The organism is Corallococcus terminator, assembly GCF_049194865.1.
Classification (GTDB): domain Bacteria; phylum Myxococcota; class Myxococcia; order Myxococcales; family Myxococcaceae; genus Myxococcus; species Myxococcus terminator_A.
This window is the reverse complement of sequence record NZ_JBLZWL010000116.1, coordinates 132,280-158,259: the sequence shown is the minus strand read 5'-3', so window position 1 is coordinate 158,259 and position 25,980 is coordinate 132,280. Positions and strand designations below refer to the sequence as shown.

The 25,980-nt window shown below is 68.9% G+C and carries 20 protein-coding genes; 12 read left to right on the top strand and 8 right to left on the bottom strand.

From position 1 onward, the window contains the following. Positions 1 to 52: 52 nt before the first annotated feature. Entirely contained in the window at positions 53 to 961 is a 909-nt protein-coding gene (locus tag ACN469_RS35065; RefSeq protein ID WP_498775251.1) for a hypothetical protein, read from the top strand. 63 nt (positions 962 to 1,024) lie between these two features. Here ACN469_RS35065 and ACN469_RS35060 read toward each other — a convergent pair whose 3' ends face one another. After that, a complete protein-coding gene (locus ACN469_RS35060; protein WP_498775249.1) occupies positions 1,025 to 1,924 on the bottom strand; it encodes an FAM151A/B family protein in 900 nt (299 codons plus the stop codon). 142 nt (positions 1,925 to 2,066) lie between these two features. Between ACN469_RS35060 and ACN469_RS35055 the strand changes: the two genes are divergently transcribed. From ACN469_RS35055 to ACN469_RS35045, 3 genes are all read left to right on the top strand, one after another. Beyond that, the gene (locus ACN469_RS35055) at positions 2,067 to 3,197 is read left to right on the top strand and encodes a pyridoxal phosphate-dependent aminotransferase (protein ID WP_498775247.1); all 1,131 of its coding nucleotides are present in this window, start codon (positions 2,067 to 2,069) and stop codon (positions 3,195 to 3,197) included. Between the two features lie 75 nt (positions 3,198 to 3,272). After that, the gene (locus ACN469_RS35050; protein ID WP_498775245.1) at positions 3,273 to 4,391 is read left to right on the top strand and encodes a sensor histidine kinase; all 1,119 of its coding nucleotides are present in this window, start codon (positions 3,273 to 3,275) and stop codon (positions 4,389 to 4,391) included. Further along, complete coding sequence (locus ACN469_RS35045; RefSeq protein ID WP_498775243.1) at positions 4,357 to 5,100, top strand: LytR/AlgR family response regulator transcription factor; 744 nt, start codon at positions 4,357 to 4,359, stop codon at positions 5,098 to 5,100. The genes ACN469_RS35050 and ACN469_RS35045 overlap by 35 nt, the downstream gene beginning before the upstream one ends. A gap of 15 nt (positions 5,101 to 5,115) precedes the next feature. Here ACN469_RS35045 and ACN469_RS35040 read toward each other — a convergent pair whose 3' ends face one another. From ACN469_RS35040 to ACN469_RS35030, 3 genes are all read right to left on the bottom strand, one after another. Beyond that, the gene (locus ACN469_RS35040; RefSeq protein ID WP_498775241.1) at positions 5,116 to 5,802 is read right to left on the bottom strand and encodes a macro domain-containing protein; all 687 of its coding nucleotides are present in this window, start codon (positions 5,800 to 5,802) and stop codon (positions 5,116 to 5,118) included. 118 nt (positions 5,803 to 5,920) lie between these two features. Beyond that, positions 5,921 to 7,228 carry an alpha/beta hydrolase gene (locus tag ACN469_RS35035; RefSeq protein WP_498775239.1) on the bottom strand — a complete coding sequence of 436 codons (1,308 nt, stop codon included), beginning with the start codon at positions 7,226 to 7,228 and terminating at the stop codon, positions 5,921 to 5,923. 189 nt (positions 7,229 to 7,417) lie between these two features. After that, positions 7,418 to 8,461: a hypothetical protein gene (locus tag ACN469_RS35030; RefSeq protein ID WP_498775237.1), complete on the bottom strand. Its 1,044-nt coding sequence runs from the start codon at positions 8,459 to 8,461 to the stop codon at positions 7,418 to 7,420. A 191-nt stretch (positions 8,462 to 8,652) separates the two neighbouring features. Here ACN469_RS35030 and ACN469_RS35025 point away from each other — a divergent pair, with 191 nt between their 5' ends. From ACN469_RS35025 to ACN469_RS35010, 4 genes are all read left to right on the top strand, one after another. Further along, positions 8,653 to 10,695, top strand: coding sequence for a radical SAM protein (locus ACN469_RS35025; RefSeq protein WP_498775235.1), 2,043 nt, complete (start codon positions 8,653 to 8,655; stop codon positions 10,693 to 10,695). Positions 10,696 to 10,978: 283 nt separating this feature from the next. Beyond that, positions 10,979 to 12,037, top strand: a complete 1,059-nt coding sequence (locus tag ACN469_RS35020; RefSeq protein ID WP_498775233.1) for a fatty acid desaturase — start codon at positions 10,979 to 10,981, stop codon at positions 12,035 to 12,037. A 57-nt stretch (positions 12,038 to 12,094) separates the two neighbouring features. Then, positions 12,095 to 12,844: a DUF2652 domain-containing protein gene (locus tag ACN469_RS35015; protein ID WP_498775231.1), complete on the top strand. Its 750-nt coding sequence runs from the start codon at positions 12,095 to 12,097 to the stop codon at positions 12,842 to 12,844. A gap of 177 nt (positions 12,845 to 13,021) precedes the next feature. After that, on the top strand, positions 13,022 to 14,317 hold the full coding sequence (locus ACN469_RS35010) for a WD40 repeat domain-containing protein (protein ID WP_498775229.1): 1,296 nt from the start codon (positions 13,022 to 13,024) through the stop codon (positions 14,315 to 14,317). Positions 14,318 to 14,336: 19 nt separating this feature from the next. Here the strand turns inward: ACN469_RS35010 and ACN469_RS35005 are convergent, their stop codons facing one another. Further along, positions 14,337 to 15,392 carry an alkene reductase gene (locus ACN469_RS35005; RefSeq protein ID WP_498775228.1) on the bottom strand — a complete coding sequence of 352 codons (1,056 nt, stop codon included), beginning with the start codon at positions 15,390 to 15,392 and terminating at the stop codon, positions 14,337 to 14,339. 90 nt (positions 15,393 to 15,482) lie between these two features. Between ACN469_RS35005 and ACN469_RS35000 the strand changes: the two genes are divergently transcribed. Together ACN469_RS35000 and ACN469_RS34995 are read left to right on the top strand one after the other, a co-directional pair. Further along, positions 15,483 to 16,421 carry a LysR family transcriptional regulator gene (locus ACN469_RS35000; RefSeq protein ID WP_498775227.1) on the top strand — a complete coding sequence of 313 codons (939 nt, stop codon included), beginning with the start codon at positions 15,483 to 15,485 and terminating at the stop codon, positions 16,419 to 16,421. 153 nt (positions 16,422 to 16,574) lie between these two features. Continuing rightward, a complete protein-coding gene (locus tag ACN469_RS34995; protein WP_498775226.1) occupies positions 16,575 to 18,074 on the top strand; it encodes a hypothetical protein in 1,500 nt (499 codons plus the stop codon). 17 nt (positions 18,075 to 18,091) lie between these two features. Here the strand turns inward: ACN469_RS34995 and ACN469_RS34990 are convergent, their stop codons facing one another. Both ACN469_RS34990 and gcvA read right to left on the bottom strand, forming a co-directional pair. Next, the gene (locus tag ACN469_RS34990) at positions 18,092 to 19,612 is read right to left on the bottom strand and encodes an alpha/beta hydrolase (RefSeq protein ID WP_498775225.1); all 1,521 of its coding nucleotides are present in this window, start codon (positions 19,610 to 19,612) and stop codon (positions 18,092 to 18,094) included. Positions 19,613 to 19,647: 35 nt separating this feature from the next. Next, positions 19,648 to 20,565 (bottom strand): transcriptional regulator GcvA, encoded by a 918-nt coding sequence (gcvA, locus tag ACN469_RS34985; RefSeq protein WP_498775224.1) that lies wholly within the window; start codon positions 20,563 to 20,565, stop codon positions 19,648 to 19,650. Positions 20,566 to 20,686: 121 nt separating this feature from the next. Between gcvA and ACN469_RS34980 the strand changes: the two genes are divergently transcribed. Further along, positions 20,687 to 21,292 (top strand): LysE family translocator, encoded by a 606-nt coding sequence (locus tag ACN469_RS34980; protein ID WP_498775222.1) that lies wholly within the window; start codon positions 20,687 to 20,689, stop codon positions 21,290 to 21,292. Positions 21,293 to 21,395: 103 nt separating this feature from the next. Continuing rightward, positions 21,396 to 23,900, top strand: coding sequence for a cellulose binding domain-containing protein (locus ACN469_RS34975; RefSeq protein ID WP_498775220.1), 2,505 nt, complete (start codon positions 21,396 to 21,398; stop codon positions 23,898 to 23,900). Between the two features lie 312 nt (positions 23,901 to 24,212). Here ACN469_RS34975 and ACN469_RS34970 read toward each other — a convergent pair whose 3' ends face one another. Beyond that, a complete protein-coding gene (locus ACN469_RS34970; protein WP_498775218.1) occupies positions 24,213 to 25,970 on the bottom strand; it encodes an OmpA family protein in 1,758 nt (585 codons plus the stop codon). Positions 25,971 to 25,980 lie beyond the last annotated feature (10 nt).

Genomic DNA, 25,980 nt, shown 5'->3' with positions numbered 1-25,980 from the left:
AGGGCCACGGACATCTCTTTGAGCGAAGAGGCACGCCAGTTAGGGTCGAGAGATGAACCCGTTTCCCAAGGCCTTGAAGCGCCAGGACTACATCCAGGAAGGCGCCAACCCGGCGTCTGGCGCGATGCTGCTGGCCTGCACCGTTGGCGACGATGACGACACCCCGAAGAGCCGCGTCATCGTCGTGCGTGACGGCCTCGAGCTGGCGTTCAGCTTCACCGGTGACGCCGCCGTATCGATTGACGCGGCGGCGAAGGGGCCCGGCTACGTGCTCGGAGAGAACGGGACGGTCATCCGCTTCGACTGGCGTGGGGCGACCTCGGCCGCGGAGCTCGAGCAGTCACGGCGGAGCTTCTCGAATCCCGCTGTCGAGGACCTGGGGCCATTGCGGCGACTGCGCCTGCTCGGCAAGGACCTCGTCTGCGCCGGTTCGGTGGGGCAGGTCTACCAACTCGTCGGCGACCGGTTCAAGGCGCGGCCCCGGCTGACGATTGACGGCGAGGACTTGACCATCGAAGACATCGCGGGCCCCTCCGCCGCCGACATGATCGCGGTGACCTCCGATGGCCATGGCGCGCGCTTCGATGGCAAGGCCTGGCACAAGCTGCCGCTGACCGGCGACTCCAGTCTGAACTGCGCGTGCCGCCTGCCGAGGGGGCGCTACGCGATTGCTGGCGACAACGCGACGCTGTGGATCGGCTCCGCGAACAAATGGCAGGCGTTCTCGGCGCCCGAACTGGAGCACGACTACACAGGCATCGCCGCGGACGGCGCGACGCTCTACCTGGCACACCTGGGAGGCATCGACGTCTTCGAGGGAGGAGCCCTGCGTCCGCTGAAGATTCCGAGCCGACGGCGGAACGAGTTCGTCGTGCTGCGCTCCGGGTCCGATGGCATCGGGTCGTTCGCCGGGCGCAGCGTGGGGTTGATCTCGGCGGGACAGTGGCAGGTGCTGGTCTAAGCTCTCGGGGTCAAGTCCGCTCAGGGGTCGCGGCCCCAGCATCAGCGTGCTTGCCCCCGCTGGCTAGAACACCTTGTCCCAGCCGGTCTTGAACCAGTTCTTCACCGCGCTGGCCGCGTCACCCCAGTTGTTCCCATGGGGCCCGGCGATGTCGATCATCCCGTTGACGCCTCGGGCCTTCAGGTCCTCGGCGGCCTTCACCGGGTCCTTCGACTCGCCCCACACCGAGACGGTGCCGGCGGGCAGGAAGGTCTTGATGGCCTCGTCGCTCAGCTTGTCGTGACGCACCACGAAGGTGACGGGCCCGCCCAGCTCCTTCGCCAGGTCGACCATCTTCTGTGCGTCCCCCGCCTTCACCTGTCCATCCGTGGGCGGGTTGATGGCGAGGATGGCATTGGGGAAGCGCTCGCGAATCTGGGCGCCGTACTTCTCCATATCCCCGAAGCCCAGGTTGAGCATCAGCTTGTCCTCGGAGATGCCCACCTTCTCCAGCTCGTCGAGGACGGCCGGAATCTGGTCGCCCTCCTTGATGTCGAGCTTGAGGCCGCGCCCGGACTCCTTGCCCATCGTCAGCCACTCGTTGAGCGTGAGGTTGTCTCCATCCTCGTGGCCCTTGTCGTGGCGCATCTCCGGAGTGTCGTTGTTGATCTCCTTCCGGATGTCCCCCTCGAACCAGTTCGCGCCGCTGTTCAGCGCGGCCTCGAACTCGTCCTTCGTGTTGGTGCGATGCGCGTTGCGCGCCTCGGAGAGCGGCTGGCCCTTGGACCAGGTGGTGTCCACCGGCGTGGAGGACTCGGCGGACTTCACGCTGGCGGTGTTCGCCTGGAAGCTGTCCGTCTGGGAGTGGCCCTTGGGCGTGGGCGCCGGAGCGACAGCCTTCGCTTCGGCCGCCGGGGGCGGAGGGGGCGGCTTGGGGAGCGGGACGACCCTGGGACCAATCCGACCGCCGTGCTCAAAAGGCATGGTGCGACCTCCGATTCTCAATTGTCGGGGAATGGCGGGGAAAGGTGCTTGGAATGGCATGCAAGCCATCACGCACCGCGTAAAGCCCTAACATCCGCCTCGCGCTGAGCCCCACACCCCTTCAGCGCCGGGAGAATCGAACGTGTCCCTCTTCCTTCCCACCCGCAGGGCCCTCCTCGCTGGTGCCGCGGCGACCACCGCGGGACTCGCGCTCCGACCCCAGCTCGCCCAGGCCGCCGCCCCCCGGCGCGCTCCGCGCGAGGACCCCATCCGCCTCTTCTTCAACGAGAACCGCTACGGCCCCTGTGAGGGCGCCCAGCGGGCCATCCGCGAGTCGCTCCACCTCAGCAGCCGCTACGCCTCGTCCGACAGCATCGCCGCCCTCACGCGCCTCATCGCCGAGCAAGAGGGCCTGACGCCGGAGCACGTCCTCGTCACCGCCGGCTCCTTCGAGGCCCTGACGCTCGTCACGGCCGAGTACGTGACGGGCGGAGGCAGCGTCGTGTGCGCCAGGCCAAGCTTCCCCGTCGTCGCCGACTATGCCGAGCGCGTCGGAGGCAAGGCGCACCGCGTCCCCCTGGACGCCGCGCTGACGCATGACCTGGAGGCGATGGAGGCCCGCGTGGGCGCGGACACGAAGCTCGTCTCCGTATGCAATCCCAACAACCCCACGGGCACCGTCGTCGACCCGGTGCGCCTGCGCGCCTTCTGCGAGGCGGTGGCACCTCGCGCCACCGTGCTGGTGGACGAGGTGTATCTGAACTACCTGGAGCCGGCGCCGGGCCAGTCCATGGTGGACCTGGTGCGCGCGGGTCGGAACGTCATCATCACCCGCTCCTTCTCCAAGATTTACGGCCTGGCGGGCATGCGCGTGGGCTACGCCCTGGCCCAGCCCCCCGTCGTCAAGCGGCTGTCGGAGCTGCGGATGGCCCTGCCCAACCCCACGGCCCTCATGGCCGCGCTGGCCAGTCTCCAGGACCCGCTCTTCCTCGCGCGCATGCGCAAGCTCACCGCCGAGTCCCGCAAGGTCACGACGCGCGTACTGGACGAGCTGGGGATGAAGTACGTCGGGGGCCACGGGAACTTCCTCTGGATACCGCTCACCGCGAAGCAGCTGGACCTGCCCGTGCGCTTCGCGCCCCATGGCTTCCATCTGACGACGACTCCGAACGTCCCCATCTCCGCGGACGTGTCGGCCCTGCGCCTGACGCTGGGCACGGTGGAGGAGATGCGCGCGTTCGGCCCGCTCCTGCTCGGCATGTTGAAGACGTGAGGGCAGCCAGACAGGCCCTCGTGTCCCTCCGCGCCCGTGTCGTCGGGCCGAGTGCACTCTGGTAGGTTGCCGCGCATGAAACACCGCCCGGCCCCCGCGCCGGCCTTCTGGACGTTGCAGCTGGGGGGCTGGGGGCTCTACGCCGTCCTGCTCATCATCACCTTCTATCCCGCCATGAACGTGGATGGCGGCGCGCTGCACCTGGTGGTGGCCAAGGCGCACCGCGCGCTGTACGGGCTGGCGCTCACCAGCGTGATGAGGCTGCTCTACCGGCCCCTCTTCCCGAGCACCTTCCGGCGGCAGACGCTCTGGGCCATGGTCACCAGCGCGGCGTTCGGAGTCCTCTGGGCGGTGCTGGGTGAGGTGTGGGCCGTCTGGCTCTATCCCACGTACGACTGGCATCGGAACCAGCTGTCGCTTCCCCGGCTCTCGCTGGAGTACGGCGTCACGCTGCTGGGCTGGAGCGGGCTCTACTTCGGAATCAAGCACGCCCGCGCCTGGCAGGAGGAGCGAGAGCGCGCCCTGCGCGCGGACACCCTCGCGCAGGAGGCCCGGCTCGCGTCCCTGCGGCACCAGATGCACCCGCACTTCCTGTTCAACGCGCTCACCTCCGTGCGAGCCCTCATCGGAGAGGACCCGGCCCGTGCGAAGCGCATGGTGACGGAGATGGCGGACTTCCTGCGCTTCTCACTCCAGAAGGGGGACTTCCCGCATGTCCCGCTGGAGGAGGAGCTGTCCATGGTGCGCAGCTATCTGAGCATCGAGTCGGTGCGCTTCGAGGAGAAGCTGGACGCGAGCCTCTCCGTGGAGCCCGGCACCGAGCAGCTCACCGTGCCCGCGTTCCTCATCCAGCCGCTGGTGGACAACGCGGTGAAGCACGGCATGGCCTCCGGAGTCCTGCCCGTGCGAGTGCGCGTACAGGTGACGCGGGTGCGGGACGTGCTGCGCATCCAGGTGGACAACACCGGTACGTGGGCGCCCGCGACGCGCGAGCTGGGGCCCCAGGGCACGGGCACCGGCCTGCGCAACGTGCGCGAGCGGCTGGCCCAGCTCTACGCGGAGCGCGCGAAGCTGGAGACGTCGGAGACGGACGGCTGGGTCCACATCGTCGTCGAGCTGCCCGCCATGGAATGGACCCCCATACTCGCCGAGGAATCGCATGACGCTGCCCCTGCGCGCGTTGCTCGTGGATGACGAGCGGCTCGCCCGAGTCGAGCTGCGCGAGCTGCTGTCGTCGTCGCCCCACGTGAAGGTCGTCGGTGAGGCGGACAGCGTGACGTCCGCGCTGGCGCGAATCGAGGAGCTGCAACCGGAGCTGCTGTTCCTGGACGTGCAGATGCCCGGAGAGGGCGGCTTCGAGCTGCTCGCCCGCCTGCCCGAGCGGCCCTTCCAGGTGATTTTCGTCACGGCCCACGACACGCACGCGCTGCGGGCATTCGAGGTCAACGCGCTCGACTACCTGCTCAAGCCCGTGCATCCGGACCGGCTGGCGAGGGCCGTGGAGAAGCTGGTGGCCCGGGAGCAGGGCAAGCCCGCGCCCGCGCAGGGCCCCACCCGCCAGAAGCTCACCGAGGCGGACGTGCTGTTCCTGGAGAACGGCGCGAAGTCGCGCTTCGTGCGGGTGGAGCAGCTCGTCTGTCTTCGCGGCGCGGGCGACTACGTGGAGCTCGTCACGGCGGACGGACACGTCACCTTGTCACCGCGCCCCTTGAAGGAGTGGGAGCTGCGACTGCCGGAGCGGACCTTCGCGCGCATCCACCGCTCCGCGCTGGTCAACCTCACCTTCGTCGAGCGCGTGGACCGGGGCCTGAGCGGAGGCGGTGACGTCTACCTGCGCGGCCTGGAGGCCCCGCTGCCACTGAGCCGGAGCCACGCGTCGGCGCTGCGCGAGAAGTTCGGTTAGCGCGGGCGAAGGCGACTACCTGCCGCGCCGCTCCTGCTCGCGACCGCGCTCCACGAAGTCCAGCACCTCCCGCGACACCGAGCCCTCCGGCAGCTCGAAGTGGCGAGAGACGACGTCCACGGTGGCGATGTACTCCGGCAGGTTGTAGCCGTAGAACACCACGCGCCCGAGCCGCGAGTGCTCACGCGCTCGCAGGTGCTCGCCCAGCGTGGAGCACGCCAGCTCCACCGACTCTCGCAGCGAGAGCCCTCCCGTGCCGGCCCCCAGCGCCACCATGGCGACGGAGAGGTCCGCTTCGTCCAACTGCTCCAGCGCCTCCCACAGCCGCGCGCACGCCTCGCGGATGCGCTGCGTGTCCGGGAATGAGCCCCCGTGAATGCCCTCGCGGTAGTCCATCACCGCGACGTGGGCCACCCACTTCGCCGTGGGGTGCGCGCCCGCCTCCGTCACCAGCACCTCGCCCGGCGCCATGGGCCCGCCGAAGCGCGCGTTCAGCGCCGTGAGGATGTGCTCCTGGAAGCCCGCGCCACCACACGCGCGGCGGATGGCGCCGGAGACTCCCGAGCCGAGCTGACCATTCGTGTTGGACGCGTTGACGAGCACCCGCTCCCGCCCGTTCACCAGACTGCCCTGCATGACTTCGACAGACGACAACCGCGAGCCCACGTCAGGGCTCTTCAGCACCACGTTCGACAAGCGCATGCACGACCTTCCAAGGCCCACTCAAGACAAGCGGGACCCGCCAGTGCTCCGGCCGGTCCCGCGAAATAGTTGTATTGGATTCCGGTGGAGGGGCCCCTGGGCCCGCTCTACATCCGGCTCACTCCACGGCGCGCTTCGACTCGGGGTCGATGACGCGGTTGCCCTTCCACCAGTCATGCTCGCCGTAGCGCTGCTGGGCCCGGTCCACGCCCCCGTAGTTCCCCGTGACGATGTCCGCGATGTTGGCCAGGGACTCGGAGCCCTCGTTGTAATACTTGGAGTGGTCGCCCATGTTGCTCTTGTCCCCGCGGTCCTTCGCCTCCGCGGTGAACCGGTTGGCGCCGAACTTGTTCTCGGACGGGTCCTGCCCCAGCGGGTCGCCGGGCAGGTTGCTGCCATTGAGCCAGGACACCACGTCGCGGCTGGCCGAGCCGGACCACACGTGCCCGTTGGCGAGCGCGCCGTCGTAGTCCTTCACCGACTTGGCGCTGCCAGCGCCAGGGCTGCCGATGAGCACCAGGTCATCCGCCTGGAGGCCATTCTTGTCGGCGGCGATGGAGGCGGTGGTGCTGCCATAGCTGTGGCCAATCACAGTCAGGTGCGGCTGGTTGCCCTCGCGGCTGGCGCGGATGCCGGCCACGTCGGCGGCCAGCAGCTTCGCGCCATTCTCCGCGGCGTTGTCGGACGCCACGTTCTGGAAGCCCGGCGCGTCGTAGCCCATCCAGGCCACCGTCGCGACCTCACCGTGCGCCGTGCCCGAGGCCTCGTGCAGCTTGAGCGCGTCGCTGGTGATGTTGTCCATGTAGCCGCGCACGTCCGAGTTCAGGCCCGGCACACTCACTGACACGTGCTTCGCGGTGTCCAGGTTGCCGGCGACGATGGCCGCGCGGCCCTCGCCCTTCACGAAGGTGGAGTCATAGACGAGCAGCTGCGCGGAGCCCGCCTCCTTCGCCGTCCGGTCCAGCTGCGTCTGCACGGCCCGAGCGTTCTCGAGCTGGCGCTGCTGCTCCTTCGACGGCGACTTCTCCGCGCTGAGCTGCGCGATTTCGTTCTTGAGCTGCGTGCGGTTCGCGGTGTCGCGCACGGAGGCCGGCAGGCCATCCATGGAGCCGACCTTCTTGGGGTCCGAGCTGACCGCCTGCATCTGCTCCGTGGGGGAGAGCTGCTTCCACCACCCCGCGCGCGCCTTCGGGTCCGCGGGCGCGCTGTCCAGCGGCCCCTTCGCGGCGGGCTGGGTCTTCTCGCCCGTGAGCTTCTCCGCGCCCGTCTTGCGAGGCCCCTCGTACGCGGAGACCTGCTCCACCGGCTTCGCCTTCGGCTTGGTCGGAGTCGCCGTCTGCTGCTGCTGGGCCGCGACGCGCGCTGCCTCCGCTCGACGACGGGCGGACTCGGCGGCGCTGCTGTTCACAGAGGAGATACCGGCCATGACAGCGCCTCGTGTTGAAGGGGGGATACCTACATCTTCGCGAATCGGCCGAAAATGTTTCCTGACGCATGGGAAAAACAGAGTGACGCGGTGTGACGTGGGAAGTCACCACGTCCCTGCGTGAAAAACAGAAGGCCCGGGGCCGCTTGGGAGCGACCACCGGGCCTTCGTCAACGACCGGGGATGGGGCTACTTCGTGGGGTTGTCCACGCCGTTGCTGGTCCACTGGTAGCGCTGAACCCAGTCACCACCGACGCCCAGGCCCGTCTCACGCTGGCGGTCCTGCACGAGCGCCGGAGGCAGGCCCTTCTCCTGGAAGCTCGCCGGCACGCGGGTGCCGGACTCCATGTGGGAGTTGTTCACGACTTCGTACGAGAGGTTCGGCTTGCCGGTCTTCTCGTCGATGCCGGTGCACTTCACCTCCGTGCGGTACGAGCCGATGAACCACTCCAGCGAGGTGTACTTCTCCTTGCTCTTCTCGTCGGTGCCCGGGCCCGTGAAGCGGTACAGGGCCTTGTCGTTCTGCTCCTTGGTGGGGTTCGCGGGAGGGAACACGTCGCCCACCTGCGGGTTCGGGTACATCTTGAAGAACTCTTCGGTCACCTGCTGCTGGTGGGGCCGGCCCGCCAGGTCCTCGGTGTACGCGTTGTCGCGCACGGTGACGCGCTCGGTGCCATTCTTGTCCTTGTCCCAGGTGCCCAGGTCCTTGGGCTTCTCCTCGAGCAGCCAGGTGCCCCACAGCTTGGGCCAGTCACCCTGGAGCTTCTGCCCCGTCACCGGGTCCGTCGTCCGGGTGATGCCCTCCAGGTCCACCTTGCCCAGCGTCTTCAGGCTCTGGGTGACGGAGGAGTCCTTGCCGAGGAGCAGCTCGGACGTCTTGGCCAGGCCATCCATGCCGCCCTCGGCCGCCTTCACGAGCTGGTCGGCCGCGCCCTCCGGCAGCACCTTCTGCACACCGTGGTAGGCCGTGCGCAGGCCCGTCTGGAACACGTCGCGGGCCAGGTCCTTCGGGTCGGTGATGGCCTTCTTGAACGCGTCCGTGACGGGGTTGTGCTTCACGTCCTCGAACACGTCCTTGCTCGTGTCGACGACGGCCTTCTTCACGTCCTTGGTCGTGTCGACGACCGTGTTCTTCACGTCGGTCGCCTTGTCGACGACCGTGTTCTTCACGTCGTTGACGGTGTTCGTCACCGTCTTCCGAACGTCGTTGAAGCTGGGGATCCTGAAACCCATGGGAGCGACCTCGGGGTGTGGGCTGCCCGGACTGCGGCTGACTCAGGAGTTATCGGGCCCGGAACCCGGGTTGTTTCTTGTAGGCTGGGAGCCCTGGCCTCACCTGCGGACTTCCCATGATTCCAGGGGTTTGCGGGGTGTGGGGCAGATCATGACAAGCTGCGTCGGCGCCGCGATTTCGAGGTCATTTCATGCAGCCGCAATCCGACTGGCGCCCGCACGCGCTCGATGGCGCCCTCCTCTGGTTCCACCGGAAGACGGGCACGAATCTCCGCGTCGACGCGCCTCCCACGCGACACCTGCGGCGAAGGGCGCCCCGGCTGGTCCTCTTCGGCATCACCAACGCGTGCAACCTCGCGTGCACCTTCTGCTCGAGAGAGCTGGAAGCGCGGAGCGAGTGGACGGTGGACTCGGCGTTCGACGTGCTCGCGGGGCTGGCTCGCGCGGGCACGCTGGAGGTCGCCTTCGGCGGAGGCGAGCCCCTGGCGTTTCGCGGATTCGATGAGCTGGTGCGCCGGCTGTCGAACGAGACGTCGCTCGCCATCCACTTCACCACCAATGGGACGCTGCTCTCCGACGAGCGCCTCGCGAAGCTCGCACCCCACCTGGGCGAAGTCCGCGTGTCGCTCTATGACGACAACGACTGGGAGACGAGCGTCGGGCGGCTCGCGCGCTCGGGGCAGACGTTCGGGGTGAACATCCTGGCGACGCCGGAGCGGTTGCCCACGCTGCCCGCGCAGCTCCGGACGCTGCATGCGCTGGGCTGTCGCGATGCCGCGCTCCTGCGCTACGTGGGCAGCGACGCGAAGCTCCGACTCAGTGTTTCGGACGAAGCGCGGCTCACGGAGGTGCTCGCGGAGAGTCCGCTGCGCACGCGCCTGTCGGTCTGCTTCGGGGACACGCTGACGGAGGTCCCCCGGCTCTTCGGCGGCGACTGTGGCGCGGGGCTCGACTTCATCACCCTGACGTCGGACCGGCGGCTGAAGGCGTGTTCGTTCCAGGGCGGGGGACTCCCCATCACCTCGGCGGAGGACGTGCTCGCGGGCTGGAACGGGCGACAAGACGTGCTGTCCGCGCCGTCGCCGCTGGCGGGCTGTGCACGCGCGGGGACACCTCGGGCGGAGGCGCTGTCCGACGGCGTTCGCGTGTGGCGAGGGTTCTCCGGAAACAACAGCGGCGACTGCGTGCTCGTGGGCCGCTTCGAGACCACCGACGAGGCCACCGCGTACCTCGACACGCTCCTGCCAGACTGGAAGTCGGGACGCGAATACCCCGAGCGATGGAAGCAGCTGCTCGCGGCGGAAGGCATTTCGGTGGGAGAGGAGGAGCACGCGCCGGAGGTGATGACCTCCATGGGCCGCGTGGTGATGCTGTACACGGACATGACGCTGGGGGACGACTTCCCCGCGCTGCGGACCCTCCTGTGGAAGCGCAAGGGGCGCATGGTCCACTCGGAGATTCACGGCCACTGTCAGCTCGCGCTGGCGACCGCGTTCGGCGTGAAGGACGCCTCTTCCCTCGGCGCCTTGGAGCGGGTGCTGGAGAAGGAGCAGCTCGGCCCCTTCATCCGCCATGCGAACCAGCTCCACGGGCTCGTCGACTTCTGGGGCATCCCTGACCAGGAGGAGTCCCTAGGCACCGAGGTGGCGAAGCTGAAGGCGCTCGCCCAGGAGCACGGCGCGGCGGTGGCGGCGGAGCTGGTGGACGTGCCCAAGGACGTTCGCCTCGAGCAGCGCATCGCCGCGCGCGGCCCTCACTCGGGGCGGCTGCGCCTGTGGGTCCTCTTCAAGACCGCGGAGGCGGCGGCGCGGTATGCGAAGGACCTGAGCGGCGACGTCACCGTGGCGGGCCCGCACGTCCTGCTGGAAGAGGACCACTTCGGGCCCCGCCTCGGGTACCTCGCCCAGCGCCAGGGTGGCACCGCGCTCATGCTCACCAGCCAACGCGTCATCGTGAGGGGCCACTTCACGCAGCCGAAGCGCGGACCGCCCGACGTCGTCCCGCACCTTCGCCCGTACCTGACAGCGGATGACCGTGTGGAGACGACGACCTGGAACGACACCCTCTCGGTCCAGGTCCACACCCTGGAACCTGGACGGGTGCTGAAGGCGCTCGTCGAGCTGGAAGCCGTGCTGGGCCTGCGCGCCTGGATTCGGGTGAACTCGAACAACCCGCTCGCGGAGGCCCTGCACCGCCTCCGCGAGGACGTGGACGAAGAGCTCCGTCGACGGTAGCGACGGCCCCTACCCCCGCCGCTGCCCGAGGAGCGCGAGCGAGCAGACAAGCGCTTCACACTCACACCCGCGCTCCAAGCAGGAGGCGGGGTCGACGGGGACCGCCAGGATTCGCCCGACGTCGAGCCCCGTTTCACTCCGTTGGGAGCCCATTGTTCCGCCCACGTGGAGCCTCCCTGTCATTTTGCGTCAGAAATGTCGGGTAGCACTTCGCGCCGCCACCGGAGTTTCATGAGAAACTCCGCGCCACTTCACGCGTCCCCGCCGCCTGCTCAGGGAACTCATGTCATTTCTGGACCGCATCCTCGACCCTCCGAGCTACGGCTACGAAAAGAACGGCGCGCTCTATGTGCCGACGCATCGGGAGATCTTCTCGGAGTTCTTTGCGCGCCTGAACATCTTTCGCACGCGGAAGAACTGGCTGGCGCTCATCGCGTGGGTCACGACGCTGGGATTCGGCATCCCACTGGCGCTCTTCTTCACCCACCACTTCAGCTGGTGGCTGCTGCTGGCCGGCTTCATCTACAGCATGGTGATTCTGGGGACGCACGGCACCATCTGGTACCACCGCTACTCGACGCACCGGGCGTTCCAGTTCAAGAACGCCTTCTTCCGGGAGCTGTGCCGCAACCTGGTGGTGAAGACGATTTCGGAAGAGGCGTATGTCGTTTCCCACCACGTGCACCACGCCAAGGTGGAGCAGCCGGGGGACCCGTACAACGCGAAGGCGGGCTGGCTCTATTGCTTCCTGGCGGACGTGAACCACCAGGGCATCCGCAGGGACTTGAGCCCCAAGGACTACTCGCAGCTGCGCAAGCTGGTGGAGCACACGGGCGTCCACGTGAACAGCTATGAGCAGTACCAGAAGTGGGGCTCGCTCTGTCACCCCGCCTGGACGGTGGCGCACTTCCTGGCGAACTGGGCGGTCTGGTACGGCCTCTTCTTCCTCATCGGCGGACATGGGCTGGCGCTGGCGCTCTTCGGCTGGTCCGGCGTGTGGGCCGTGGGCGTGCGGACGTTCAACTACGACGGGCACGGAGGCGGGAAGGACCGCCGCCGCGACGGCGTGGACTTCAACATGAAGGACCAGTCCATCAACCAGCTCTGGCCGGGACTCATCACGGGCGAGTGGCACAACAACCACCACCTGTACCCGCACGGCGCCCGCGCGGGCTTCCTGTCCTACCAGTTCGACCCCGCCTGGCACTTCATCCGCGGCGGGTCCTGGCTGGGGGCCATCAGCTCGTACCGGGACTTCAAGCAGGAGTTCATGGAGCAGCACTACCTGCCCTGGGCGGAGAAGCAGAAGAAGGCCAAGGCCCCCGTCGTCGTGAGCGGATAGGCGTCCCGCGGGCACGGGGTGGGCTGCATGCCACCCCTGCGATACGCTGAGGCACGAATGGCGACAGAGAAGGCGCTGCTGCTCATCGCGGACATCGGCGGCTACACCCGCTTCATGAAGCACCACCGGTTCACGCTCGCGCACGCGCAAGACACGGTGGCGCAGCTGCTCGAGGCCCTCATCGACGCCTCCGGCAAGCTGAAGCTCGCGAAGCTCGAAGGGGACGCGGCGTTCTTCTACGCCGTCGGAGACGACTGCTCCGCCTTCGCCCGGCAGGTCGCGAACCTCCGCCGCGCCTTCGTCGCCCGGCGCGAGCGGCTCATCGTCGACCGCATGTGCAAGTGCGACGGGTGCATGCAGGTGGGCGCCCTGACGCTCAAGTTCGTGGCGCACTCGGGCGAGGTCGCCTTCCAGCGCGTGAAGCACCTCACGGAGCTCGCGGGCGTCGACGTCATCCTCGTGCACCGGATGCTGAAGAACGACGTCCCGGTGTCCGAGTACGTGCTGATGACCGACTCGGTGCACCAGCGGCTCACACCGGAGCTGCGTCAGCACACGCTGGGACTGGAGCATGAGTTCGAGGGCCTGGGCCGCACGGCCACGCACTACCTCGACCTGAACGTGAGCGGCGAGGAGCTGCCCGCGGCGCCTGGCCCCAACTGGCTTCGCAGGTGGTGGCACAAGCTGACGCAGGAGGCGCGCTCGCTCAAGTACGTGCTCGGCTTCCAGAAGCCCTGCCAGGACTTCCGCAACGTCGAGATTGTCGACGCCCACGAGGCAGCGGCCTTGCCTCCTCCGCGCTCCTGAACGAACTCGCGAACCTGCTCTCGCGTCGGATGCGGAGTCGGGCTTCCTCGGGTACCTTGCCGAACAGCTTCTCGCGAGACGGAAGGCACCCGGGACCGGTCGTGAAGCTTTCCTTCATGCCTGGAACTTGAGCCCTCCGCTCGTCCTGGCTGCTGGAGGAGCTCAAGGAGGAAGCCGATGAACCAGCTCGCCTGTGGCCATGCCGCACCCCACGCGGGACACTGGTGTGTCCACCTCCTGGAGGACGATGACGCGGGCCACTACGTCCGCTTCAAGGGCCAGGGCGTCCACCCCGACCTGCTCTGCGAGGACTGCGCGCGGGTGGCCCTGCCCGGCCAGCAGTTCAGGAGCGTCTGCACGGACTGCCAGCATGTGAGGCTGGGACGCAGCTCCTCCTTGATGGGCATCATCGGACGCCCCGAGGTGCGCACCCGGGCCACGGCGCTCCACTTCGAGCACCGGGAGCACTCACTCCCCCAGCTCGCGGGCCAGTCACTTCAAGCCGTCACCGCGCTGGGCTCCACACCGGGCTCCCAGTGGCTCGCGGTGAACGCGCAAGGCGAGCTGCTCCGCCTCGACCTCGATGAAGACTCGCTCACGCGGCTCGGGTCCGTGGGCGCGGCGACGCTCGACCTCTCCGCCACGCTGGCCCTGCACGTCTCGCCCTGTGGGCGCTACGCCGCGGTGGTGAATCGGCTCGGCGCCAGGGGCCTCGTGCTGGAGCTGGCCTCCGGCAAGGTGACGATGTCGCTGGACCGGGGCTCGTACCATGAGACGCGCTGCGAGTTCCCCGTGGCCTTCTTCCGTGACGGCACGCGGACGCTCCTCGCCCACGCGACGGCCTGGAATCGGCTGGACCTGTCGGACCCCGCCACGGGAGAGCTGCTGACGGCGCGAGCGCCCGGGGGGCGAGGCAAGCCCGGTGAGCCCATGCCCCGCCACGAGCGCGACTACTTCCACTGCGGCCTGACGGTCTCTCCGGACGAGGCCTGGCTCGTGGATGATGGCTGGGTCTGGCACCCGCTGGGCATCCTGACGACCTTCTCCCTGCGGCGCTGGGTCCACGAGAACGTGTGGGAGTCGGAGGACGGCTCCTCGCTGAAGCACCTGCGCGAGTGCACCTACCACTGGGATGGCCCGCGCTGCTTCGTGGGTCCGCGCACCCTCGCCTTCTGGGGCTTCGGGGGTGACGCCGACAAGCTGCTCGACGCCGCGATGCTCCACGACGTGGAGACCGGGAGGCTGGTGCGCTGGTTCCCCGGGCCGCGCGGCGAGTTCAGGTGTGATGGGAACCTGCTGCTCGCGAGCGCGAAGGACCGGGGCACCTCCGTGTGGGACGTGGAGACGGGCGAGCAGCTCCACCAGGACCCCACCGTGGTGCCCACGGCGTGGCACCCGGCGGCCCGCCGCTTCCTGACGGTGCTGCCCGAGGGCCTGCTCCGAGAGAGCAGCCTGAGCGGCGCGGCCTGGTGAGCCGCCCCCGGGCGCCAGGTCAGCGCAGCGCGGGGTAGTCCACGTAGCCTTCCGCGCCCGGCGTGTAGAGCCGCTGGAAGTCCGGGGCCGCGAGCTCGGAGCCGCCCTTCAGGCGCGCGACCAGGTCCGGGTTGGCGATGAAGGGCCGGCCGAAGGCAATCAAGTCCGCGCTCCCCGCCTCCAGCGCCGCCCGCGCGCTGTCACCGGTGAAGCCACCGTTGAGGAGGAGCGGCCCGCCGAATGTCTGGCGGATGGCCGCCGCCGTCGCGGGGAAGCCCGGCTCGGCGCTCGCGACCAGGTGCACGTAGAGCAGGCCGCGCAGCTCTTGCGCCAGCACCGTGTACTGCTCCTGGACTCCGTCGTGCGCGGGGAGGTCGTTGAACGTGTTGAAGGGCGACAGCCGGATGCCCACACGCTCCGCGCCGATGGCGTCCGCCGTGGCCTTCGCCACCTCCGCGACGAAGCGAGCGCGGTTGCGCGCGCCGCCGCCGTAGGAGTCCTCGCGGCGGTTGGTGTGCGGGTGGAGGAACTGCTCCAGCAGATAGCCGTTGGCGCCATGCAGCTCGATTCCGTCGAAGCCCGCGGCGATGGCATTGCGCGCCGCCTGGACCCACTCCTGGAGCGTCGAGCGGAGGTCCGCCTCGCTCATCGCCTCCGGTGACGGATACGGCTGTGGCCCCGCCTGGTCCGTGTACATGGTGCCCTCGGGACGCACGGCGCTCGGGGCGAGGATGCGGGCGTTGGCGGGCAGGTTGTTCGGGTGCCCGATGCGCCCGGTGTGCATGAGTTGGGCGAAGATGCGCCCGCCCGCGGCATGGACGCTCGCGGTGATGGCGCGCCACCCTTCGACCTGCGCCTGGGAGAAGAGGCCGGGGATGCGGGCATAACCCAGCGCGTTCGGAGACGGCGCGATGCCCTCGGTGATGATGAGTCCAGCGGAGGCGCGCTGCGTGTAGTACTCGCGCATGAGCTCGTTGGGCAGCGCGCCCGTCGCCCGGCTGCGCGTCATCGGCGCCATCACGACGCGGTTGGCGAGTTCGATGGGGCCGAGACGATAGGAAGAGAAGAGGTTCATGAGTCCGCTCCTGGCGGGGGGTGACACGTGGGAATGTGCGCCTTCGCCGCGTCATGGCCAATCGAATGATTTGGGAAGTACTGTCCGCCCATGCGGACAATCGGTCAGGCGGACCCCAACACCGTCATCGCCTTCCTGGAGGTCGCCGAGCAGGGCAGCTTCCGGGGCGCCGCGCGCAAGCTGGGCATCCCCAAGTCGACGCTCAGTCAGCAGGTGGCGGCGCTGGAGGAGTACCTGGGCGCCCGACTCTTCGCCCGGACCACGCGCAGCCTGACGCTGACCGACATCGGCGCCAGCTATCAGCGAGAGGTCGCCCCGGCCATCGCCGCCTTGCGTGATGCCGAGTCCGTGGTCGGCAAGCTCCAGGCCCACCCGAGCGGGCGCCTGCGGATGACGCTGCCCTTCGAGATGGGGCAGAACCTGCTCGGCAGCCTGCTCGCCGTCTATGCCACCCGCTATCCCGAGGTGAAGCTGGAGGTCGACCTCACCGACCGACGCGTGAACCTGGTCGAGGAGGGCTACGACCTCGCGGTCCGCGTCGGTCCCATGGACGACTCACGCCTCGTCGTCCGACGCCTCGGCGTGCCCCAGCAGCTGGGGGTGTTCGCGAGCCCCGCCTATCTGCGTCGCGCGGGCACACCCAAGGAGCCTCGGGAGCTCACGAAGCACCGCTGCCTGGCGATGACCGGCTCCTCCGCGCCGACGACGTGGACCTTCCAGGGAGACAAGAAGCCGTTCTCGGTGACCATCGTCCCGAGCGTCGCGGTCAACAGCTTCCAGGTGCTGGTCCCCCTCGCCCTGGCCGACGTGGGCCTCGCGCGGCTCCCCCATCTCCACTCCGCCGCCGCGGTGACCTCCGGAGCACTGCGCGAGGTGCTCCGGCGCTTCGCCCCACCTCCCATGCCCCTCTACGCCGTGTACCCGAGCGCCCGTCACGTGTCGCCGGCCGTGCGCACCTTGCTGGAGCTGCTCACCGAGCACTTCAAGTCGTCACCCTGGTCGATGAAGCCACCAACGCCCTCGCGCTGAGCACCTCGCGGCGAGTGTCTTCTCGGCGGAGACGTGGCGCGGGGGACGGCTGTTCGTGAACGCGCGCCCCTCCCCCCAGCACGCGTTGGCAGTCCAGGTCAGGCACCCCACCCTCCCGTGCCTTTTTTCGGGCCGGGCCGGGGAGGAGACGACATGCGGGCAAGACATGGGTGGGCCCTGTTGGGGCTGGGACTCGCGGGGTGCGGAGTTTCCCCTAGCACCGAAGGGACGCAGCCGGGCGCGGAGGGACGCGACGTCAATCAATGGGCCTGTCCGGCCGGAGTCACCTCGCGCCTGAAGGTCATCACGCCCCCGGGCACGGGCCCCGTCATCATCAGTGGACAGGTCATGGGGACTGACCAGCTCGTCCATGCGAATGGGGCACTCTACTTCGGCACCAACTTTCAAGACGGCGGTGCCGTCCTCTGGCGCACGGATGGAACGTCATCCGGCACCACGCGCGTGAGGACCTTTCCACCCTCCATGCGCGGCCCACCCCGCCTGGGCGGACTGGTGGCCGTGGGCGACCGGGTCTTCTTCGAGCTGGATGACACCGCCACCGGAAACGAGCTGTGGGTCAGCAATGGAACGGAGAGCGGAACCCGGCTCGTCAAGGAGCTGGTACCCGGCATGGAGGGCGTCTACCTGCAGCACCTCACCTCACTCAACGGGCTGCTCGTCTTCGTGCGCAACGTGTCGGTTCCCGCACCGACGTTCATGCGCCGCGAGGTCTGGCGCTCGGATGGCACCGACGCTGGCACCTTCCGAGTGGCTGTCCTGCCGTCGGAGGTCGAGGTCCGCTTCACTTCGTTGAAGGTGGGCGCGGCGCTGCACCTGTTCGTGTCGTCGGAGTCCCATGGCACCACGCTCTGGCGCACCGACGGCACCACGTCCGGGACGTTCGCCGTCAAGAAGCTGGACGCGCGCAGCACCTACGTCCACCACGTGGCGCAGGCGGGGAACCTGGGGCTGTTCGTGCTGGACGATGGGCCCAACGACGAGGTGTGGAAGACGGATGGCACCTCGGCGGGGACCGTCCGGCTGGAGTCGTTCGGCAGGTCCACGGGTCTGGTGGGCGTGCTGGGCTCGTCCGTCTACCTGGCCACGCAGTCGACGGACGCGAAGCGGCTGCATGTCGAGCGCGTCTCCCTGACCGGCGGAGGCAAGACGCGCATCACCACCCTGCCCAACCTGTACGCGAACCTGCCGGACGCGACGCCCTACCTCCAGCGGACGACGGTCTCCGGAGGAAAGCTCTACTTCACCATGGCCATTGGCGGCAGCAGCCCCGCGCCTCGGGACGTGTCGCTGTGGGCGACGGATGGAACGGCGACCGGAACGCAGTTGCTCCATCACCCGCTCGACTTGAGCGACGAGTCCAGCTCATCCCTCTTCGCCACGGGTGAGGGCGCTGTCTTCTTCAGCGCCTCGCAGGATGGCCTGTACACCGAGCCCTGGCTCACCCGAGGTACCCCTGCGACCACGGGCCAGCTCGCGGACATCAACCCCGGCCCCTGGGGCTCGTCGCCGGACGGCTTCGCGCGGCTGGGCTCGCGCGCCTACTTCTTCGCGAGCGACGAGACGGGCGAATACCAGCTCTGGTCCACGCCCGTGGGCATCCACTGCGCTCCGGGAGTGGCTTCCACGAAGTAGCCGCGCACCTTGAACCCTCACTGCCCGGGCGGAGGAAATGACGGCGGCTGGAAGGTGGGCACGGGCAACTCCACGCGCACCGGGAGCTTGCGGGTGTCGCCCGTCTTGAGGAACTTCACCACCTGGGTCAGCAGCTCCGGGTACTTCGCGAAGACAGGGGCTCGCGTGTGGTGCGCGCCTCGGTGGACCTGGATGACGCGGCCGTTGGCGAAGTACGGCAGCAGGCCCAGCGCGTTGTCGAGGGGCGTCGAGGTGTCCCAGTCCCCGTGGAACATGAGCACGGGAATCGGGCTCGGCACCGGGAGGCGCACCGCATCTCCGATATCGGGCGTCGGCCACGCCTCCTCGGAGGCCATCAGCGCGTCGAAGTCGACGGCGCCCAGCAGCTCCAGCCCCGCGTCCGTCTTGAGCAGGTGTCGGCGCTCGGCGGACACGGCGAGACTGCTGTCAATCAGTGGCGCGATGAGCCGGACGGGTGACTCGACGTCCTGGCGCTCCGCGAGGACCTCGCGCGCCCAGTCGTCATAGCGGCGGTAGTACAGGGAGAGGACGAAGGCGGGCCAGGACGCCGCGGGCCGGAGCAGTGAGCCCTGGAAGTCCTCCAGGCCGAGCGCCACCGTTCGCGCCGTCCCCGTCTTCGCGTCCTGGACAGTGACCTCGATGGGCCCGGCAGCGAGGCGCTCCCGCACCGCGCGCAAGGCCGCCATCACTCCGCCCCGGGGCAGGTAGGGCTGGAGCGCCGGAGCGCGGTCCGCGTCCCAGGCGATGCGCTGGAGGGACGCGAAGATGTGCGACGGCAGGTCATGGCTGTTGTCGAGCGGCTCGATGCCCGAGAGCAGCGCCCGCGCCACGAGGTCCGGGTGCAGCCTCATCACCGCCAGGCTCCACTGCGAGCCGAAGCTCTGTCCCGACAACGAAATCCGCCGGTAGCCGAGCGCCTGGCTCAGCGCCTTCACGTCCTCCGCGTACTCGACCACGTTGTAGCCGGACAGGTCCTTGTCGGGGTGGGCCGCCACCGCGTCCTGGGCCAGCGTCACCATCGCCTCCGCATCCGCGGCCAGCGAGCGAGGCTGCTCCAGAGGCTGCGTCCGCCGGGGAACCGTCAGGATTTCTCCGCGCGGCGAGTAGCCCCGTTGGTCCACCACCACCACGTCTCCCACGGCCCGGTAGGGGAGGATTCCCTCGAGCTGGCTCTTCGCCGCGTCGTCGTGGTCCGTGAAGGCGTTGAGATACGAGCGCGCGGGCCCACCCGGGAGGATGAACACCGGCGGAGCACCCGTGGGCTTCGCCGCGCGGATGCGCGCGAACCCGATGCCGATGATGCGACTTCGCTTCGCGGTCCGGTTCTCCGGGACGTAGAAGGTGCCCAGCTCGTAGCGAAGCGTCTCACCGGACGGCGTCTTCGTCGTGCCGGTCTCCACCACCAGCTCCCCCGCCTCGCGAATCCCCACCGTATCGGTGGCGCGGGCCTGCGGGGTAAGCACCAGCAACCAGATGACAGCTACAACGGAAGATGTCTTATCGAGGCGCAGGGTCATTTCCTCCGAGTGAGGGTAACCGAGCGCTGGGCGGTTTACTCCCGGCGTCGCGCGACCTCGGGCAGGAGCCCCAGGGCCTTCGACGTGGTCCGGGCCTCGGCGAGCAGCCACGTCTTGAACGCGACGACATCCCGGCGGCTCGACAGGGGCCGGGGGTGGACCAGCCAGTAGCCGAAGTCGTTGGGGAGGACCTGGGCGAAGGGCTGGACCAGCCGCCCCGCCTTCAGGTCATCCGCGGCGAGCAGCAATCGCCCGAGCGCCACGCCATCCCCTTGCCGCGCGGCCTGGAGCACCAGCCCCGCATCGTTGAACGCGAAGCCCTTCGCGGTGTCCACGCCGTCGACGCCGGCCGAATCCAGCCAGCGGCGCCACCCGTCTTTCGGCGTGTCATGGAGGAGCCGCACCTTCCCCAGGTCCGACGGTGAGCGCAGCTTTCTGGCGAGCGCGGGACTGCACACGGGCGCGAGCACCTCCGGCGCGAGCTGCTCCGCCTTCAAGCCCGTCCACCGCCCCAGCCCGGAGCGGATGCCCACGTCGAAGCGGTCGTCGAGGAAGTCCCACAGCTCTGACGCGCTGCTCAGGTGCAGCTCGATGTCCGGATGGAGTCGACGAAAGCCCTCCAGGCGAGGAAGGAGCCAGGACGAAGCGAACGAGGGCAGCACGGTGAGGCGCAGGGGCCCCTGCTCCGCCTCGTACAGTCGAGTGGTCGCGTCCGACAGGCGCTCGAACACGGGCGTCAGCTCGCGCAGGTACGCCTGGCCCTTCGCCGTCAGCGTCAGCGCGTGGCCCCGGCGGTCGAAGAGGGAGACTCCGAGCCAGTCCTCCAGTTGGCGCACCTGATGACTGATGGCCGCCTGGGTGACGCGCAGCTCCGTGGCGGCGCGGGTGAAGCTCAGGTGTCGCGCCCCTGCCTCGAAGGCCCGCAGGGCGCCGAGCGGTGGAATGCGGCGCATGCTCGATGAGCTCCCTTTATCGAGCGCGCGAGGATAGCTCGCTGGGTGCCCGACTCGAAATGGAGTTTGTGTGGTGGCTCGCGCCCCATCACCACCACGCGGGCGCGTGGGGGCTTTCGCCATGATTCCCGCTGAAGTGTGGGTGATGTTCCTGGGCTACACCGTGCCGATGGTCTTCAGCCCCGGGCCCGGCAACACGGTGCTCGCCACCGCGGGCGGACGCTTCGGCATCCGGGGCTCGCTGCCCTTCTGGACGGGCTTCGAGGTGGCCAACGTCGGCCTCTGCCTGCTCTACGGCCTGGGGCTGGGACGCGTGCTGCAAGGCATTCCCGCGCTGCACGACATCCTGCGCTGGTGCAGCGTCGCGTACCTGCTCTACCTCGCGTGGGGCTTCCTCCGCTCCACCAGCGCGCCCGCCGGAGCGACGGCTGAACCGGAGCGGCTCGGCTTCGTCGAGGGACTCGTCACCGTGGCCCTCAACCCCAAGATTCACTCGATGATCGTGGTGATGTTCTCCCAGTTCCTGAACCCGGAGGGAGGCATGCTCTCTCAGGCCGCGCAGCTCACCGCGGCCTTCCTCGTCGTCTGCGTGGCGTGCCACTTCCCCTGGGTCTACGGAGGGAAGCTCATCCTGGGACGCTTCCGCTCCGAGCGCGCCCTGCGCATCCAGGGATGGACGTTCGGCGCCTGCATGGTCGCCGTCGCCGCCTACGTGGCCGTCGCGTGAGTCGCACCTCGACCTGTTATTCGAGCATATCCAGTTATTCTCGGATAAATCCGTATCAGTGGCGAAACACTCGCCACACAGACATCCGCGACTGGAGATGTTCATGCTCACTCGAAGAGCCGGCCTGTTCCGGTTGGTGTTGTTGACGTTTTCCTCTGTGGCGGTCCTGGGCTCGACGCCGACGTGGTCCCAGGGGGTGCTCGACCTGTCGCCGTCGAATCGGCGGGCGCCCATCGCCGGGCTGCCGGACTGGTCCAAGGCGGGCTACCGGGGCGGACAGAACCTGCCAGGTGAAGCAGACATCAATCCGGACGCCACGTGCCGGGTGACACCGGCGGAGCTGGCGACGAACCACGGCGTGATTCCGAACGACGGCGTGGACGACACGGCGGGCCTTCAGGCCGCCATCGACCACCTGCGCACGGTGTGCTCACCTGGCGCGTCGTTCACGAAGCTGTCCCTGCTCTCACTGCCCGCGGGTCAGCTCGACGTCTCCCGCGAGCTCGGCGTGGACGCCAACTACCTCATCATCCGGGGCGCGGGCGCCTCGCCGGTGACGGGCACGAAGCTGGTGTTCCGCCCCGATGTGAACACCCGCTACGACACGCTGACGTCGGACGGAGGCGACTGGGACGAGGACGGCATGACGCACGGCGAGGGCAAGGGCGGCTGGCTGTGGCCGGGACGGGGCCTGTTCCGGGTGCAGTCGCGCCAGGTCCACACGTCGTACGACGACGACTACCAGACCGCCCCCGTCAACCGCGCCGACATCTTCGAAGGCACCGCGAATGTCCACTGGAAGGTCGGCGTGAAGCTCCGCGCGAAGCCGGGCGAGACGGGCTTCGCCGCGCGCACTGGCGACACGGTGGTGTACCTGGCGGCCAACTCCTCCGCACTGGCCGCGGGCAGGCTCGTCAACATCCGCGCCGCCAACTCGCGCGCCTTCTACGCGGAGCAGCAGGCGCTTCCCACCGCGCACGCGCTGTCCAACCTGCACATGCGTCAGCAAATCTTCCGCATCGTCGCCGTGGACTCGGGCAACAGGACGCTCACCCTGGACAAGCCGCTGGAATACGACGTGCCGGTGACTTCGACGTCGGACGGCTCGGCCTCCATCGACGGCACGGTGTACGACTCCAAGGCGGCTCCGCTCGTCGACCCCATCGTCGGCGTCGGCATCGAGAACCTGTACTTCACGCAGGAGGTACCGGGCGTGAGCGCGTCGGCCGCGCTCCACAACTACGGCAACCTGGCGCCCGCGTACGAGATGCACGGCATCGTCTTCAAGTGGGCCGCGGACTCGTGGGTGCGAGGCATCCGCGCGGAGATGACAGGCTCGCATCCCATCGTCACGGAGGAGGCGAAGAACCTCCAGATTGTCGACAACGTGTTCGACGGCGCGTGGAACAAGGGCAAGGGCGGCAACGGCTACTTCCGAGGCTCCCGCGTGTGGGACTCGCTCTACGCCGGCAACACGTCGCGAAACCTGCGGCACTTCACCTTCCAGTGGTCCGCGTCCGACAACGTCGTCATCGGCAACGACTTCGACTCCGACCTCAACCTTCACGGTGGCTGGGAGCGGAGGAACCTCTTCGAGCGCAACACCAGCGCCGTCCCGTACGCGCACCGCTCCGGCAACTGCAACGCCCACTGCGGCGAGGAAGGCGGCGGCGGCCCGGATGACTCGAACTGGTATCCCATCTGGTGGGGCGCCGGGAAGAAGGCGGTGAAGTGGTCCGGCGCGACGGGGCCGCAGAACGTCTTCTTCAACAACGTCCTGCGCAAGCAGGTGGGCAATGACACGGCCCCGTACGCCGACTTCTATTCCGAGCCCTCGCGCGTCTACCAGTTCGGCTGGTCCGGCGCGGCGTACAAGCACCTGGACATCAACGGCACGCCCATCGCCGACTGGGCGCACGCGGAGACGCTCGACTACTCCGGCGGACACGGCGTGGACACGACGCGGACGGACACGGCGCCCTCGCTGTTCCTCATCAGCGTCGGTGCGCCGCCTCCTCCCGACACCACGCCGCCGAGCGCGCCCGCGAATCTCCGCGTGACGGCGGTGACGTCCACGAGCGTCACCCTGGCCTGGGACGCCGCCACCGACAATCGGGGCGTCACGGGCTACTCCGTCTGGCTCGGCGGCAACGTGGCCGCCACCACGGCGGGCCTGGGGGTGACGTTGCTGGGGTTGAGCCCGGCCACGGCGTACTCCTTCACCGTCACCGCGCGGGATGCGGCGGGCAACGTGTCGGTGCCGAGCGCGGCGGTCCTCGCGACCACGGCTCCGGCGGCGGCCTCCGGGCTCGTGGCCCACTTCGCCATCACCTCCACGTGGTCCAATGGCTACACGGGCCGGTACACCGTGGAGAACCTGGGCACGACGAACGTCAGCGGGTGGCAGCTGGAGTTCGATTTGCCGGCTGGGACGACGGCGCAGAACCCGTTCTCCTCCACGATGACTCGCAACGGGAACCACTACACGTTCCTTCCCGTCAGCCACAACACCGTCATCAAGGCGGGCGCGAGCAAGGAGTTCGGCTTCACGACCACCGGGCTGGGGCAGCCCTTCAACTGCACGCTGAACGGCAACCCCTGCGAGTAATGCGGGCTTGGGCCCGGTGCTCGTCCAGACCGGGCCCTTCAGGTTCGGGTATTCAGCCAGGAACGTGGGCAGCGCGGGCAGCACGAAGTGCCGGGCCAGCGTGCCATGGACATCCACACTGCTTGATGACCTGCGTGGCCGTCGAGCGCGGCAGCTCCAGGTCCTGGGCGGCCACCGTGAAGCTGCGCCGCTCCACGCGTCCAACCGGTCCATCCCGCCTCCTCACGGTCCGCTGGGGGCTGAGCAGCACATGGACTGCTCAGCCTCAGCGGGTCGCGGGGCACAGGGCCCCGCGACGCCCTGCGCACCGGCTCACCGCTTGATGATGAACTCCACGCGGCGGTTCTCGCTGCGTCCTTCCGGCGTGTCGTTCGACGCGATGGGCTGCGCCGGACCGTAACCCCGGGCCTCCAATCGCGAGCCTTCGACACCTCGGCGGATGAGGTAGGCGCGCACGGCCTCCGCGCGGTCCTGGCTCAACGTGCGGTTGAGGTCCTCTGGACCCGTGTTGTCCGTGTGCCCCTCGATGCGCACCGCGACGCCGGGCCGCGCCTTCAGCTGCTCGGCGATCTCGTCGAGCATCTTCGCGCCGTCACCCTCAATCTGGGCGAGGCCCACCTGGAAGGTGATGCGACGGTCCGCCAGCGAGAGCCGCTCCTCCGTCGGCGCCTTCACCGGCTCGGGGCAGCCCTGGCTCTCCACGGTGCCCTTCTCCTTCGGGCACTTGTCGGTGTCATCCGGCACGCCGTCGCCATCCGAGTCCTTCGCTGGCGCGGGGCAACCCTGGTTCTCCGCCGTACCCTTCTCGTCCGGGCAGTTGTCCTCGGAGTCCGGCACGCCGTCGCCATCCGTGTCCTTCGCGGGCGCGGGGCATCCCTGATTCTCCGCGGTGCCCTTCTCGTTCGGGCACTTGTCCTCGGCATCCGGCACGCCGTCTCCGTCCGAGTCAGGGCAGCCGTTCGTCTCCGCGCTCCCCGCCTCGTTCGGGCACTTGTCCAGCCGGTCCACGACACCATCGCCATCCGAGTCGCGGTCCGGGCAGCCGGCGTTGTCAGGCGACCCCGCCTCCAGCGGGCAGCGGTCCGACTTGTTGAGCACGGAGTCACCGTCGTCATCCGAGTCCGGGCACTGCTCGGGCGTGTGCTTGCGTCCGCCCTGGCAGACGTCCTCGCGCGGCGGGTTGTGCGCCCACGCGATTCCCGCGCCCACGCGCCACGAGGGCGTCCCCGGGATGTCCGTGAAGCCATGCCCGGCGAGCGCGTTCAGCTCGAAGCCCAGGCCGATGGGCAACCGCACACCTCCGAGCAACTCCACCGCCACGTCCGGATGCACCAGCGACTCCGCCACCTGCAAGGCCAGCTCGGCGCGCAGGCCATCACCACGGGTCGCCACCACCACGGACTGCTCCAGCTCCGTGCCCACGTCGCGGCCCGGCTCTACTTCCGTGGACCGGATTCGCGCACCCACGCTCGCGCCCAGCGCGAACATGCCCACCTCGCGACCGAGCGAAACACGAGGCGAGAACTGAAGCCCCGCCCAGTGCTCCTGGCGTCCGAAGGCGCTCGCCCGTCCACCCGGGAGCCCCACGTCGAGCCCCACCGCGAGGGACAACGGCGCACCTTCCTCGCGCCGCATCAGCGAGTAGCGCGCACCCACCTCGGGCGTCCCGAGCCCCGAGGACGAGGGCTCCGCGACACCCTCCAGCATGTTCGCGCCGTGCCCACCCTGCGAGATGATGACAGGCAACCGGGCGGAGACCTCCAACCGGTCCACCGGAGACCACGCGCCCATGAGCCACGCCGAGGTCCGGTAGTGGATGATGGAGCGCTCGCTCCCGTCAGTGCCCTCCAACACGAGGATGCCGCGCTCGTAGTTGGCGAGGAGGCTGAGCCGATAACCTCCTTCCGAGAGCACCCGGCCCGTGTCCACCATCAACGAGTCCGTGGCGGCGGGGCTGAGACGCAAGCGCTCCGCGTCGAACGCCACCAGGGGGCTGGAGAGCGTCTGCGCCGAGGCGCCCGTGGCGACCAGGGCCGCGACGAGCACACAAGTCCGTGCCGATTCACGCAAGGGAAGGTCC

Coding starts and splice junctions, on each gene's coding strand:
- ACN469_RS35065 (WP_498775251.1), top strand. CDS start 53: ATGAACCCGTTTCCCAAGGCCTTGAAGCGCCAGGACTACATCCAGGAA.
- ACN469_RS35060 (WP_498775249.1), bottom strand. CDS start 1,924: ATGCCTTTTGAGCACGGCGGTCGGATTGGTCCCAGGGTCGTCCCGCTC.
- ACN469_RS35050 (WP_498775245.1), top strand. CDS start 3,273: ATGAAACACCGCCCGGCCCCCGCGCCGGCCTTCTGGACGTTGCAGCTG.
- ACN469_RS35045 (WP_498775243.1), top strand. CDS start 4,357: ATGACGCTGCCCCTGCGCGCGTTGCTCGTGGATGACGAGCGGCTCGCC.
- ACN469_RS35040 (WP_498775241.1), bottom strand. CDS start 5,802: ATGCGCTTGTCGAACGTGGTGCTGAAGAGCCCTGACGTGGGCTCGCGG.
- ACN469_RS35035 (WP_498775239.1), bottom strand. CDS start 7,228: ATGGCCGGTATCTCCTCTGTGAACAGCAGCGCCGCCGAGTCCGCCCGT.
- ACN469_RS35030 (WP_498775237.1), bottom strand. CDS start 8,461: ATGGGTTTCAGGATCCCCAGCTTCAACGACGTTCGGAAGACGGTGACG.
- ACN469_RS35025 (WP_498775235.1), top strand. CDS start 8,653: ATGCAGCCGCAATCCGACTGGCGCCCGCACGCGCTCGATGGCGCCCTC.
- ACN469_RS35020 (WP_498775233.1), top strand. CDS start 10,979: ATGTCATTTCTGGACCGCATCCTCGACCCTCCGAGCTACGGCTACGAA.
- ACN469_RS35015 (WP_498775231.1), top strand. CDS start 12,095: ATGGCGACAGAGAAGGCGCTGCTGCTCATCGCGGACATCGGCGGCTAC.
- ACN469_RS35010 (WP_498775229.1), top strand. CDS start 13,022: ATGAACCAGCTCGCCTGTGGCCATGCCGCACCCCACGCGGGACACTGG.
- ACN469_RS35005 (WP_498775228.1), bottom strand. CDS start 15,392: ATGAACCTCTTCTCTTCCTATCGTCTCGGCCCCATCGAACTCGCCAAC.
- ACN469_RS35000 (WP_498775227.1), top strand. CDS start 15,483: ATGCGGACAATCGGTCAGGCGGACCCCAACACCGTCATCGCCTTCCTG.
- ACN469_RS34995 (WP_498775226.1), top strand. CDS start 16,575: ATGCGGGCAAGACATGGGTGGGCCCTGTTGGGGCTGGGACTCGCGGGG.
- ACN469_RS34990 (WP_498775225.1), bottom strand. CDS start 19,612: ATGACCCTGCGCCTCGATAAGACATCTTCCGTTGTAGCTGTCATCTGG.
- gcvA (WP_498775224.1), bottom strand. CDS start 20,565: ATGCGCCGCATTCCACCGCTCGGCGCCCTGCGGGCCTTCGAGGCAGGG.
- ACN469_RS34980 (WP_498775222.1), top strand. CDS start 20,687: ATGATTCCCGCTGAAGTGTGGGTGATGTTCCTGGGCTACACCGTGCCG.
- ACN469_RS34975 (WP_498775220.1), top strand. CDS start 21,396: ATGCTCACTCGAAGAGCCGGCCTGTTCCGGTTGGTGTTGTTGACGTTT.